The organism is Anaeropeptidivorans aminofermentans, assembly GCF_940670685.1.
GTDB classification, from domain to species: domain Bacteria; phylum Bacillota; class Clostridia; order Lachnospirales; family UBA5962; genus Anaeropeptidivorans; species Anaeropeptidivorans aminofermentans.
This window is the reverse complement of record NZ_OW711693.1, coordinates 2,259,430-2,272,715: the sequence shown is the minus strand read 5'-3', so window position 1 is coordinate 2,272,715 and position 13,286 is coordinate 2,259,430. Positions and strand designations below refer to the sequence as shown.

The 13,286-nt window shown below is 38.3% G+C and carries 10 protein-coding genes; 7 read left to right on the top strand and 3 right to left on the bottom strand.

Annotated features, from left to right (window positions below):
- Positions 1-410 precede the first annotated feature (410 nt).
- From galE to NBX03_RS09515, 3 genes are all read right to left on the bottom strand, one after another.
- The gene (gene galE, locus NBX03_RS09525; protein WP_250227549.1) at positions 411-1,424 is read right to left on the bottom strand and encodes a UDP-glucose 4-epimerase GalE; all 1,014 of its coding nucleotides are present in this window, start codon (positions 1,422-1,424) and stop codon (positions 411-413) included.
- 242 nt (positions 1,425-1,666) lie between these two features.
- Complete coding sequence (locus NBX03_RS09520) at positions 1,667-2,461, bottom strand: flagellar motor protein MotB (protein ID WP_250227548.1); 795 nt, start codon at positions 2,459-2,461, stop codon at positions 1,667-1,669.
- Positions 2,462-2,506: 45 nt separating this feature from the next.
- The gene (locus NBX03_RS09515; protein WP_250227547.1) at positions 2,507-3,277 is read right to left on the bottom strand and encodes a MotA/TolQ/ExbB proton channel family protein; all 771 of its coding nucleotides are present in this window, start codon (positions 3,275-3,277) and stop codon (positions 2,507-2,509) included.
- Positions 3,278-3,891: 614 nt separating this feature from the next.
- Between NBX03_RS09515 and NBX03_RS09510 the strand changes: the two genes are divergently transcribed.
- The 7 genes from NBX03_RS09510 (at position 3,892) to NBX03_RS09480 (ending at position 13,126) form a co-directional block, all read left to right on the top strand.
- The gene (locus NBX03_RS09510) at positions 3,892-5,049 is read left to right on the top strand and encodes a double-cubane-cluster-containing anaerobic reductase (RefSeq protein ID WP_323373224.1); all 1,158 of its coding nucleotides are present in this window, start codon (positions 3,892-3,894) and stop codon (positions 5,047-5,049) included.
- Between the two features lie 13 nt (positions 5,050-5,062).
- Positions 5,063-5,830, top strand: coding sequence for an acyl-CoA dehydratase activase (locus tag NBX03_RS09505; RefSeq protein ID WP_250227545.1), 768 nt, complete (start codon positions 5,063-5,065; stop codon positions 5,828-5,830).
- Positions 5,831-6,160: 330 nt separating this feature from the next.
- Entirely contained in the window at positions 6,161-6,688 is a 528-nt protein-coding gene (locus NBX03_RS09500) for a MarR family winged helix-turn-helix transcriptional regulator (protein ID WP_250227544.1), read from the top strand.
- Complete coding sequence (locus NBX03_RS09495) at positions 6,685-8,409, top strand: ABC transporter ATP-binding protein (RefSeq protein ID WP_250227543.1); 1,725 nt, start codon at positions 6,685-6,687, stop codon at positions 8,407-8,409. Before NBX03_RS09500 ends, NBX03_RS09495 begins: the two co-directional genes overlap by 4 nt.
- Positions 8,409-10,286 carry an ABC transporter ATP-binding protein gene (locus NBX03_RS09490; RefSeq protein WP_250227542.1) on the top strand — a complete coding sequence of 626 codons (1,878 nt, stop codon included), beginning with the start codon at positions 8,409-8,411 and terminating at the stop codon, positions 10,284-10,286. Before NBX03_RS09495 ends, NBX03_RS09490 begins: the two co-directional genes overlap by 1 nt.
- Positions 10,287-10,616: 330 nt before the next feature.
- Positions 10,617-11,726, top strand: a complete 1,110-nt coding sequence (locus NBX03_RS09485; protein ID WP_250227541.1) for a threonine synthase — start codon at positions 10,617-10,619, stop codon at positions 11,724-11,726.
- Positions 11,727-11,815: 89 nt separating this feature from the next.
- Positions 11,816-13,126, top strand: coding sequence for an SHOCT-like domain-containing protein (locus tag NBX03_RS09480; RefSeq protein ID WP_250227540.1), 1,311 nt, complete (start codon positions 11,816-11,818; stop codon positions 13,124-13,126).
- Positions 13,127-13,286 lie beyond the last annotated feature (160 nt).

Genomic DNA, 13,286 nt, shown 5'->3' with positions numbered 1-13,286 from the left:
GCGAATCGCAGCATAGGGAAGGGACGTCTGTTTACAGACGTCCCTTTTTCTTTATATAGTGTCTTATTAATGGTTCTATAATTTTATTTAAATTACAGGTTCTGCCGCCTTGCCGGTTTTGGAAGAAAAAACTATTCCATCTGCCTTTTTGTTGCGTCTGCAAGTATTTATCCATATGGGATATAGCTTAGGCGTCGATATTTTATAGAAAGATACTGATTTATACTTAGTTCACTTACGGTTAGCAAACTTGTTTTTTAATTTGTTAAAAATAAGCAGAAAACTAGGATAAACTAAAATAGAACCCCCCGGAGCAATATTATTTCTGAGGAGTTCTGGTGGCGAAGCAATTAAGAAATTATTTTAATATTTTTCAAAATAGAAGGTAAAATGATGGCAAAGAGACCGTTCTATATAAATTTCATAGAATCGGACTTCCTTTTGTTTTCCCAGCGGGAAGCGTCAAGTATTGCTTCTTCCATGGAATATACGCAGTTCCAGTCTATGGCCTTTTTTGCAAGATTGATATTGGCATAAGAACCGGCAATATCTCCCGGACGTCTTTCGCCAATTTTTATATTTACTCTTTCTCCCATTATGTTTTCAAAGGCGAGGACGACTTCTTTTACTGTGACTCCGTTTCCTGAGCCTATGTTTATGGGCAGATAGCCCTTATGTTCAGGGGAAGCGATTTCAAAGGCACTGTCAAAGTTTTCAATGGCCTTTACATGGGCAAGGGCAACGTCCATAATATGGACATAATCTCTTATGCACGTACCGTCTCTTGTTCCCCAGTCATCTCCGTAAATAATAAAAGGCTCGTCTTCGTCGGAAGCGGCTATGAGCCTTGAAATAATATTGCTTGAATTGCTTTCTTCAAGGCCTGAACGCAAAAGGGCATCAGCGCCTATGGGATTAAAATATCTTAATGTTATGCATCTCATATCATAGGCTCTGCAAAAATCCTGTATAATCATTTCCATAATATATTTGGAACGGGCAAAGGGGCTTCTTGGATTAATAGGGGACCTTTCTGTAACCATATATCCGGCAACATCTTCATAAATACTGGAAGAAGAAGCGAAAACAATGTTTTTGCAATTATTGTCGTTAAGCGCTTTGAAAAGGCTGATGCCTTTTACCACATTTGTAATGTAATAGTCGTAAGGGTTAAAGACGGAAGCGTCAACGGTTGCTCTTTCAGCGCAGTTTATAGTGTATTTAATATCACTGTGTTCTAAAAAAATCTGATTTATTATATTTGAATCAGTAATATCACCTTTATAAAAAATCTTATCCTTTATAAAATAATCCCTTCCGGACAATAAGGAGTCCAGTATTACCGGTGTATGGCCGGAATCTATTAATGCCGAGCAGATACAGCTTCCAACGTATCCGGCGCCGCCTGTTACTAATACCTTCATTTTTACAATCACCTTTCCTGAAATAAGATTTTATATAGAGATAACCTTAAGAATTTATTGTTTAAGATTATATAATATAGAAATTTAACTTATTTATAATATTGTAAGCTAATACTAAAAAAATAACAAGAATTTTAATTCCGTATGCTTTTTACCAAAGTATATTCTAAAACCTAAATATTTAAAAACCGGAAAACGCAATGCTTTCCGGTTCTAACTTACTGTAAGATTATACAGCAATATTATTCATTTTTTTCAGGTTTTGTATCTGCTTTAGAGCCATAGATAACGGAAACTTCAACTCTTCTGTTTTTTTGGCGGCCTTCTTCTGTTAAATTATCGGCTATAGGGTCCAGCTCACCATGGCCTATGGCCGAGAAGGAGCGCTGGTCAAGGTCGGAGCCTTCGCGCATGGCGCTCATGAAGCTTACGGCTCTTGAAAGGCTCAAATGCCAGTTAGATTCGTATTGGCGGGTATGGATAGGAAGATTATCTGTATAGCCGGATACCCTTATTTCAACAGGAAGCCCTTCTTTTTGAGTTTCATATATGATTTTGGAGACTTCTTTTGCAATTTCCTTTTGAGAAGGAGTGAGGACGGCACTTCCCAATGGAAATAAAATATCGCTTGGAAGCGCCAAAACAACTTCATATCCTGTATTTGTAATTTCGTAGGTTTCTCCCAGCTGGGTATTTGTAAAATAATCTTTTAAGGAGTTTTCAAGGTTCAGCATCTGCTCAGATTTTTGCTCTTCTTCTGAAGCATAATATGTCTTGAAATTTCCGCCGGAACCACTGGAACCATCGGAAGTTGAAGTACCTGGGCCTGTCAGGCCTACTCCGGGTATGTAAAAGAAACTTTGGCCTAAAATATTTTCAAAAGAATTTGAAAGACTATCCACTTTTTTAGGTCCCTGCTGAGTAACTGCAAATAAAACGATAAATACTGCAAGAAGCAGTGTCATTAAATCTGAATAAGGCAGAAGCCAAGCTTCTCCCATTTCTTCTTCGTGATGATGATTTTTACCTTTGCTCATGTTAGCCTCTAAAATTAATGTATTTTTTTATCATATTTAAAAAGATTACACTCCGCTGAGTCTTCTAACTTCCGCATCGGATAAAAAGGCCATAAGCTTTTCTTTTACCATAGCGGGAGATTCGTTTCTTGCAAGAGAAAGCACGCCTTCTATTATCATACGTTTTTCATGGCTTTCCTGCTTGCTCTTTATCTTAAGCTTGTTTGCGAAGGGATTCCAGAGCACATATCCTGTAAAGATACCGAAAATAGTCGCTATAAACGCCGCGGAGATAGCTGCCGCCATGGCGTCTGTGTCATTAATTGTTCTCATGGCGGCTATAAGACCGAATACCGCTCCGAGAACACCAAGGGTAGGAGCATAAGCGCCCGCTTGAGAGAAAATTGATGCATTAATATTATGTCTTTCTTCGCTTTCTTCCATAGATATGTTCATTGCCTCTGCGATATAATCTTCATTTGTTCCGTCAACAAGCATTCTAAGGCCCTTTTTAAGAAACTCATTATCATAGTTGCCGATTTCTGCCTCAATGGCAAGAAGGCCGTCCCGCCTTACTTTCGCAGCTAGTTCTTCAAAGGTGGCTATGATTGTTTCTACATTATTTTCATTTTTTTTAAAAAGTATGCGAAACAGGTCTGGAATGACCTTTATTTGGTCTCCAGGAAAGGCATTTAGAATACAGCCTATAGTTCCTACAAATATAACGAACATAGCTGCAGGATTAATAAGTGCAGTAAAGCTGATGTGTTTAAAAATCATCGCACCGATTACTGCAATAACACCTACAATTATACCGACGGCTGTTGTTATTTCCACAAAAATCCCTCCAACTTAAATTGCGTAATTAAAAATTTGATATCTTAAAATCCTCAGCCTTAATTGCTTTATGTAATAACATATTACCGGCAGATTATTAAAAGAAATAATATGGGTTTTGAAGTTGGAATTTAAGGAAAGCATTTGACTTTATAATGTTTTCCTGTTCAATGTGCTTCGGTATTCTTTTACGCATTCAAAATCCATTGGAAAGCTTTGATTTACGATAATTTATTAGTAAAAATTACCACCTAATTTTAATTCTTTTTTATAAATTTGTAAATAGGATTAAAGGCTTTTATGACAAAAAAACCTATAATGTCTTATGACCGCAATCCGGTAACTTTTGTCCAAAAATTAAGTCATCTGCATACGGATACAATATAAAACAAGAAAACCATATATTTTACATAAGAATATATAAAAAAGAGTGATGGATAAGATGGCTTAAGCCAATTGTTATGGATTATTTTATATGCTACCATTAATACGCTAACAACTTTAGTCTTTATATTTGACATAAGGACAATTCTAAAGGCTATACCACAAACCAAGCTTAAATATGCCTCCAAGGGCTTTATGCTCGGCATATAAATATATAAGAGGTGAGATTTTTGACAAATAATACTTTACCGGAGATATTTGAAACCTTTGGAGACCAGAGGAAAAAAGGCTTTCTGGAAATGAAGGAGCTTAAAGATCAGGGGAAAAAGGTCGTAGGCACTTTCTGCACCTATACTCCGACAGAAATATTCATGGCAGCAGGAGCAATACCCGTAGGTCTTTGCTCTACAAACGAGGAGACAATTCCTGAGGCTGAGGCAGTTCTTCCAAGGAATTTATGCCCCCTTATAAAAGCAAGCTATGGATTTGCCGCCACTCAAAAATGCCCGTATATGTATTTTTCCGATTTAGTAGTGGGGGAGACTACTTGCGATGGAAAAAAGAAAATGTACGAGCTTTTAGGCGAAATAAAAAATGTTCATGTTATGAATCTCCCTCACAGACAGGACACCGAAATGGCTAAAAAGATGTGGCTTGAAGAAGTTCGCATTCTTAAAGAAGTTGTTGAAAGAGAATTTAACGTAACAATTACCGAAGAGGACATAAGAAAAGCCATAAAAGATAAAAATGAAGAAAGAAGGCTTCTAAAAGAGCTTTACGGTTTAAGCGCCCTGTGTCCGCCGCCTATGACGGGAATGGAGCAAATCCAGGTTTTATTTGGCGTTCAGTTTAAATTTGACCATGAGAAAAAGCTGGAATCCTTAAGAACAACCATCGATAAAATAAAAGAAGAATATGAAAGCGGCGTAAGAAAAGTATCGGAAAAAAGCAAGAGAATCCTGATTACAGGCTGTCCTATCGGCGGAATGATGAATAAGGTGGTTCCTCTTATAGAAGAAGGCGGCGGCGTAGTTGTAGCCTATGAAAACTGCACCGGAGCGAAATCTGTGGAGGACCTTGTAGACGAAGATGAAGCAAGAGACCCATATGAGGTCATAGCGGAAAAATACTTAAATATCGGCTGTTCTGTAATGACCCCTGATACAAGAAGATATGACCTTTTAAGGAAGCTTTGCGATAGATTTAAGGCAGACGGTGTAATCGAAGTGAATTTACAGGCCTGCCATACATATAATATTGAAACCGAATCCATAAGAAGGCTTATGGACAGCATGGGAATGCCTTTTATTAGTCTTGAAACAGATTATTCAAATTCGGACGTTGCCCAGCTTAAAACAAGAATATCTGCATTTATAGAGATGCTGTAGCGGTGGTGTGAAAATGTATAAATACAGCATTGGAATAGATTCAGGCTCAACCTTTTGCAAGGTTGCCTTATTAGACAAAGAAAATGTTTTGGACAGGGCAATTGTAAAATCCGGCTGGCAGCCTTCAAAGATTGCCGAAAATATTGTAGAAGCTGTTCTTGAAAAAAATGGCCTTTCCATGGAGGACTGCCTTATGGTTTCCACAGGATATGGCAGGGAAAGCATTGATTTTGCGGAAAAAACTCTTACGGAAATCAGCGCCCATTCTGTGGGGGGCATTTACCTGAATCCTGAAATCGGCGGAATTATAGATATTGGCGGCCAAGACTGCAAGGTAATAAAAATCAGGAATAAGAAAGCCATGTCATTTTTTATGAATGATAAATGCGCGGCAGGAACAGGAAGATTTCTCGATATGGCATGTCAAACCCTGGACATCCCCATCGGAGAAATAGATAATTTCCTGCAAACGAATGAGTATGTGAATATAAACAGCATGTGCACCGTATTTGCAGAGTCAGAAATTATAGGGCTTGTTTCTTCAAGCGTTGACAGAAGCTTAATATTAAACGGCGTATTACGTTCTATAGGGGCGAGAATAGCACAAATGCTAAGTAAACTTCAGCCGGATAAAAACGAGCTGTTTTTAATGACGGGAGGCCTTGCCAGGTCCCAAAGGGTAGTTGATACGGTTTCCGAAATAACAGGATACAATATCGTTACCCATGCTGATTCAAGCTATGCAGGTGCCATAGGAGCGGCAATGTTTGGATTTAAATAGTATAATAATATTTCAAAATAAAAAGCCTGAAATGAAATTTCATTTCAGGCTTTTTTAGTGATTTAACCGTATATTTTAGGTATTAATAAGTGAATCCTAAAAATACGTATGCCTAATATAGTAAAATAATTTAATTACAGTAATAAAAACCGTGTAATTTGAATGGCTTAATGCAAGTGTTTCTATTATATTCGAGCTATTTATAAAAAAAGATTTTTGTTACTACCTTAAAGCTATGCTGCCTGTAAAAAACATATTGACAGTTAAGTATATTCTGTATATAATTGTTAAACGGCTAACAATTAGCCGGCTATCAAAGGGGTTTTTAATATGAATTGTTACAATAAAAACAAGAAAAAAGAAATAAATATGCTCATGATGTATCTTGGCGCAGTAAGGCGTACTATTTTTCACAGAATATCAGGCACCCTTTCCATACATATGGGGCAGCTTCCTATTTTGGATTATATAGACCTTCACCCGGAATGCACTCAGGCTGAAATTGCGAAAGAGCTTATGATTACGCCCACTACGGTAGCCATTTCAACAAAACGTATGGAAAAGGCCGGACTCATTATAAAAGAGACAGACCAAGAGAACTTGCGTAAAAACCGAATACGCTTAACCGAAAGAGGAGTTGAAATATCCAAGGTGGGAAACACCATGATTCAAGAGGTAGAGGAGGCTATGCTTAAGGATTTTTCAGACAAAGAGCTTGATGCAATAAAGGCTCTGCTAAGCAAAATGATTAAAAATATCCGAAATACAGAGTTTTACGACCCGGAGGGCAATGATATGATTTCTTTCAAGGCTTTAGAGGGTATGATGGCAGAAAAAGAAAGGAGAAACGAAGAATGATCAAAACCCTTCTTCCCTATTTAAAAAAATATAAACTTTTCGCTATATTGGCGCCTTTAACAGTAATACTGGAAGTTCTTCTTGAAGTTTCCATACCCAGAATAATGGCCGGCATTATTGATATAGGTATAGCCCAGCAGGATATGAATTATATTGTTAAAATGGGAATGCTCATGATACTTATGGCTATTTTGTCTCTTGTTTTCGGCGGGCTTTCTGCGAGATTTGCAGCCGTTGCCGGAACAGGATTTTCCAAAGAAGTAAGAAAGGCCATTTTCGGAAAAATACAAGATTTTTCTTTTTCCAACATAGATAAATTCAGTACAGCTTCCCTTATAACAAGAATAACCACCGACACAAACAATACCCAGAATGCGGTTATGATAAGCCTAAGGCTTTTGGTAAGGGCCCCGATAATGTTTATATGCGCTATTTTTATGGCCTTTTCCATAAATTCAAGCCTTACGTTTATTTTTGCCATTGCTGTTCCTATTCTCATAATTTCTTTAGTGCTTATAATAAAAAATGCTTTTGTGAGATTTCAAAAAATGCTTAAGCAGTATGACAATTTGAACTCTACTGTGCAGGAAAATATCATAGGTATCCGTACCGTAAAAGCGTTTGTACGAGAAACTTTTGAAAATGAAAAGTTCAGAAAAATTGCGGGAAACGTTAGAGATGCCCAAGCCTCTGCCGAAAGAGTTCTTAATTTTATGATGCCTACCATGCAGTTTGTTATGTACGGCTGTATGATTGCCATATTCTGGTTCGGCGGCAATATGATTATTCTAGGCAATATGCTAACGGGAGAATTAATGAGCTTTATAAGCTATGTTACGCAGATATTAATGTCTCTTATGATGCTTTCCATGGCTTTTGTACAGCTTTCTATTTCAAGAGCTTCCGTAGAACGTATCGCAGAAGTAATTAATGAAGAGCCGGAAATTAGAAATAACAATAGTCCTTTAAAAAACATACCCAACGGCTCGGTAGAGTTTGAAAATGCTTATTTTTCCTATAATGAAAATGCAGAAGAGTATATCCTTGAAGACATCAATATTCATATAAACTCCGGAGAAAGCATCGGAATTATCGGCGGAACAGGTTCGGGAAAAACCACCCTTGTACAGCTTATACCAAGGCTTTACGATGTTCATAAGGGAAAAGTAAAAGTAGGGGGCATAGACGTAAAAGACTATGACCTTGAAGCCTTAAGAGAATCGGTTTCAATGGTATTGCAGAAAAACGTTCTTTTCTCCGGCACCATAAAGGAAAACTTAAGATGGGGCGACAAAAACGCCACCGATGAGGAAATTATAGAAGCCTGTAAAGCAGCTCAGGCTCATGATTTTATCATGAGCTTTCCAAACGGCTACGATACGTGGATAGAGCAGGGCGGGGTTAACCTTTCCGGCGGCCAGAAGCAAAGGCTTTGTATCGCAAGGGCCCTGATTAAAAAACCGAAAATAATTATTTTAGACGACAGTACAAGTGCTGTTGATACGGCTACAGACAGCGCCATAAGAGCTGCCCTTAGAAAAAATCTTAGGGATATGACTTCTATTATCATAGCCCAGAGGATTTCTTCCATTATGGACTGCGATAAAATATTCGTTATGAATGACGGAAAGATTGAAACGGAAGGAAATCATGAGACTCTTATGGAAAAAAGCGAAGTTTACAGAGAAATATATCATTCTCAAATGAAGGAGGAGGCTTAATGGCGCGAGAAGGAAAGAAATTTGAAAAGCCTAAAAATCCTATTAAGACAATAAAAAGAATTTTCAGCTATTTAAGCGGATTTGAACTGTATCTAAGCCTTGTTCTCCTGTTTGTTCTGATAAGCTCCGGGGCACAGATTGCAGGAACGTATTTTTTAAAGCCTCTTATCAATAACTATATACTTCCTTATGTAAAGCATGAAAATCCCGATTTAAGCGGATTTATAAACGCTCTTATGATTATGGGCTGTATCTATGCTGCAGGAGCAATTGCAACTTTTGTTTATAACAGAATCATGGTAAAGGTAGCAACGACTGCACTTTATAAAATACGTACCGACTTATTCAGCCATTTGCAGACATTGCCCCTTAAATATTTTGATTCGAGAACCCACGGGGAAATCATGAGCCGGTTTACAAGCGATACGGATGCCCTAAGGGAATTGCTTGGCCAAAGCAGTATACAGTTTATAAATTCCGTTGTAATGGCCGTAGGGGTATTCATCTCAATGCTTCTGCTGAGCCCTGTGCTTACGCTTATTGTAGTTGCAATGCTTTTTGTAATGCTTAATGCCGTAAAGGGTCTTGGAAAAAGAAGCCGGTTTTATTTCGGCAGGCAGCAGAAATCCGTAGGAAACCTTAACGGATACGTTGAAGAAATGATAGAAGGCCAGAAGGTTGTAAAGGTATTTAATTATGAGGAAGTATCAAAGGACAATTTTGAAAAACTGAATGATGAGCTTTTTGCTTCCGCCTGCGGGGCCAATACCTTTGCAAATCTCATGATGCCTGTTCTGGTGAATTTATCTTATGTGCTTTATGCCGTAACAGCTATGCTTGGGGCCATATATTCCATAAGATTCGGCTTCGACTTAGGTTCTCTTGCATCATTTTTACAGTATACAAGAAGCTTCAGCCAGCCTATAAATCAAATATCCCAGCAGTTTAACTCTATTCTTCAGGCAATAGCCGGAGCGGAAAGAATATTTGAGGTTCTTGATCAGGAGCCTGAAACGGATGAAGGCTTTGTTACTTTAGTAAATGTTAAAGTATCTGAAGACGGAAAAATCGAAGAAGTAGACGAGCAGACAGGAACATGGGCATGGAAAAATCCCCAGGAAGGAAAAGAGCTTTATACCCTTCTAAAGGGAGATGTTACCTTTACAGATGTTGTTTTCGGTTATGAAGAAAATAAAACAGTCTTAAAGGAAATAAGCCTTTATGCAAAACCGGGGCAGAAAATTGCCTTTGTAGGCTCTACAGGAGCCGGTAAAACCACCATAACAAATCTTCTCAATAGGTTCTATGATGTGCCAGACGGCAGAATACGTTATGACGGAATCAATATAAATAAAATTAAAAAGGCCGACTTAAGACGCTCCCTCGGCATGGTTTTACAGGACACTCATTTATTTTCGGGAACCATATTCGATAATATACGTTATGGAAGGCTTGACGCAACAGATGAAGAAGTGGTTGCTGCTGCAAAGCTTGCCAACGCCCATTCCTTTATCAAATATATGCCGGAAGGCTATAATACCTATATTACAGATGACGGCGGAAGCTTAAGCCAAGGCCAAAGGCAGCTTTTATCCATAGCAAGGGCGGCGGTTGCAAATCCCCCAGTGCTTGTTCTTGATGAGGCCACAAGCTCCATAGACACAAGGACTGAATTCCTTATAGAAGAAGGCATGAATCAGCTGATGAAAGGAAGAACCGTATTTGTAATCGCTCACAGGCTCTCCACCGTTAGAAACGCCAACGCCATTATGGTTATGGAAAACGGAGAAATTATAGAAAGAGGAGACCACAGCGAGCTCCTGAAGGAAAAAGGCAGATATTATAAGCTTTATACAGGTATGTTTGAGCTTTCGTAGAAAAGTAAGAAGCTTCGGGAATTCCCGAAGCTTTTTGTTTTTTATTTAAGCACTCATTACGACAAGTCCATGAAAAATGTACATCAAATTTTAGGCTTTAGCGTCGCAGATTTATGCATTTTATCTGAATTCATTTTGGATAAAATGCAAAGGTACTCGAAGTTTCAATGGGATTTTGGTATTTTCCGACAGATGCCTTGCCAAAAGACTGTTTTAGGCGAAAGGCAAACGCTTTATGGATTTATCTTTTGCATTAAATAAGTATCATTGACATCTTTATGTAATTGACATATTCTTATTTTATTATAAGAAATGAACGGAGGCAGGGCTATGAAGTTTTTATGCAGAACATGCGGAAAAGAATATGATTTTGGCGAGTTAAGATGGAAATGTGACTGCGGCGGATATATTGTGCTTAAGGATAAGTTTAAGTTCACAAAGAAGGATATTAAATCTGAAAGGCTCAACATGTGGCGCTATGATGCGGCCTATCCTCTGAAAAAAGATGAGGCGCTTATTTCTTATAATGAGGGCCTTACGCCGCTTGCAAGGCTTAATTATGAAAATTACAATATACGCCTTAAGCTTGAATATCTTATGCCTACCGGTTCCTTTAAAGATAGGGGAACCGTAATGGTAATCAATTATTTAAATAATTACAATGCCGGATTTTTTACAGAAGACAGCTCAGGAAACGCCGCGGCTTCGGTAGCAGGCTATTGCGCCCTCGGAGGGCTCAAATGTGCCTTGTACGTTCCTCACGGTAATTCATCGGGAAAAATTCTGCAGGCCAAGGCTTACGGCGCAGATATTAATGAAATAAAAGGCAGCAGGAGCGACGTTGCATATGCTGCCCAGAAATTTGACAAAGCTTATGCGGGGCATAACTGGCATCCTTTATTTACGGAAGGGACTAAATCCATAGCCTATGAGCTTTGGGAGCAAAATAATTTTAAAGAGCCTGAAAACATCATCGTTCCCTGCGGTGCAGGAAGCCTTGTTTTAGGGCTTATAAAAGGATTTACAGAGCTTCTGGAAAGCGGAGAAATAAAAAAGCTTCCTAAGATATTTGCAGTACAGCCTGCAAACTGCAATCCTATTTACAGAATGTTTAAAGAAATTAATGAAGACTTTATTCCAGAGCCTACCATAGCAGAAGGCACTTCCATATCAGAGCCTGTAAAGGCCGCAGAAATATCAGAAGGAATTAAATTATCCGAAGGAGCCGTTCTAAGCGTAAAAGAAGAGGAAATCAAAGAAGCTCTTAAATTTATATTGAAAAAGGGATATTATATAGAGCCTACTTCTGCCGCCACCGTAGCAGGAGCCCTTCAGCTTATGGAAAAGGGCATATTAAAAGAAAGCGATGAAATAATAATTGTAATTTCCGGCAACGGTTTAAAATCAGGAGAACGAATTCAGGAAATATTAAATAATTAATCTAACTTTTTAATTCCATATGCGTATATTACTATAAGCAAGGCAATAATCGAATAAGAATTCCTTTAGGATAACAGGGAGGACAATCAATGGCTAACGAAAAAATGATGATATTAAAAATGCTTGAAGAAGGAAAAATAAATGCCGAGGAAGCCGCAAGGCTGATGGAAGCCGCATCTGACGATCAGGAAAGAGCGGCAAAAATGAGCGTTGAGGAAAAACGCGCAAGAATGAGCAATGCTGGAAGCTTTGAAGACGGTGGCCCAACACCTGTAAATAACAGAAGAAATGATTTCGGAAGAGGAGGCCAAGAGGGCTCTTATAATCAAAACCAATATAATGGGAACCAATACAGCCAAAACCAGCAAAGAGGTCCCTCGACCGGCGGTAACAGCGGCTCCCAGGGACTTGGCCTTGACGATTTCGCCAATGATTTAGGCAGGAAATTTGATACCTTCGCAAAGGATATGGAGCCAAGGCTTCAAAAATTAGCGGAAACTGTTGCAGAAAAAACAGCAAATATGGCAGAGGCTATTTCAAAATCCTTAAACTCTCCTTCCGGCGGATATAGAGGGCCTGCGCCTTCATTCTCAGGAAATGTAAAAAACTCCTTTGAAAAGAATTTTGAGCTTAAAGTGGAAGCAGGATACTGTGAGCTTAATCTTTCAGGTTTAAACGGAGACATCATGGTTAACGGCTATAACGGAGATAAAATTACTGCAAAGGTTTATTACAGGCCTAAAGTTCACGGTGCTTCCATAGAACTTATGAAGCTGGGAGATAAATACTATCTTAATTACGACGAAGATGCCTTTGAATTTGTTGCCATAGACGCTTATGTTCCTGAATCTCTCTTTAAAGACATAAAGCTTGAAACCGTAAACGGAAGCGCCTATGTATCTACAATTGCAGCGGAATATTTTACTATAAACGCCATAAACAGCAGAACAGAGCTTAAAAATATACACGCCAGAAATATAAAGGCAGACTGCGGAAACGGCCCTGTAACATTATTGAACATTACAGGAGAAAACGCTTCCATAGAGCTTTTTAACGGAAACATCAACGCAACAAGCCTTGACATTTCAAACCTTAAGCTTTCTTCAAGCAACGGCCCGGTGAATATCAATATAGATTATTTTAAGCTTTATAATAATTACACATGGGTTCTTGACGCCTCTAACGGAAAATTCGTAATGAATCTTCCTTCCGCTCATGACTTAGGCTATCACATTAAGGCACAAACTTCTCTTAATAATGTTAAACTGGGCTTAAGCGGAATGAACCATATAATTAACAATTCAAACATCGTTGAGGCACAGAGTACAGACTTTGACAATGCCCAGAGAAAAGTTAAAATAAAAGCTGAAACATCAAATGCACCTCTTGTTATAAATTAATTTTTGCACGATTTCTAAAAGAACGCCGATGATATATCGGTGTTTTTTTGTACAAAAATAGGGTTTATAGTTAATGAAGAAGCATTCTCATAGAAAATTATACCAGGGCCCTTAAAGGTCTTTAATATAAGAAGATAGATTTATAAAAAGATACCCTACA

What these genes read in the sequence shown, in the direction of transcription:
- NBX03_RS09505 (WP_250227545.1), top strand. Translation starts at nt 5,063, where the DNA reads ATGTATAAATACAGCATTGGAATAGATTCAGGCTCAACCTTTTGCAAG.
- NBX03_RS09485 (WP_250227541.1), top strand. Translation starts at nt 10,617, where the DNA reads ATGAAGTTTTTATGCAGAACATGCGGAAAAGAATATGATTTTGGCGAG.
- NBX03_RS09520 (WP_250227548.1), bottom strand. Translation starts at nt 2,461, where the DNA reads ATGAGCAAAGGTAAAAATCATCATCACGAAGAAGAAATGGGAGAAGCT.
- NBX03_RS09500 (WP_250227544.1), top strand. Translation starts at nt 6,161, where the DNA reads ATGAATTGTTACAATAAAAACAAGAAAAAAGAAATAAATATGCTCATG.
- NBX03_RS09490 (WP_250227542.1), top strand. Translation starts at nt 8,409, where the DNA reads ATGGCGCGAGAAGGAAAGAAATTTGAAAAGCCTAAAAATCCTATTAAG.
- galE (WP_250227549.1), bottom strand. Translation starts at nt 1,424, where the DNA reads ATGAAGGTATTAGTAACAGGCGGCGCCGGATACGTTGGAAGCTGTATC.
- NBX03_RS09480 (WP_250227540.1), top strand. Translation starts at nt 11,816, where the DNA reads ATGGCTAACGAAAAAATGATGATATTAAAAATGCTTGAAGAAGGAAAA.
- NBX03_RS09495 (WP_250227543.1), top strand. Translation starts at nt 6,685, where the DNA reads ATGATCAAAACCCTTCTTCCCTATTTAAAAAAATATAAACTTTTCGCT.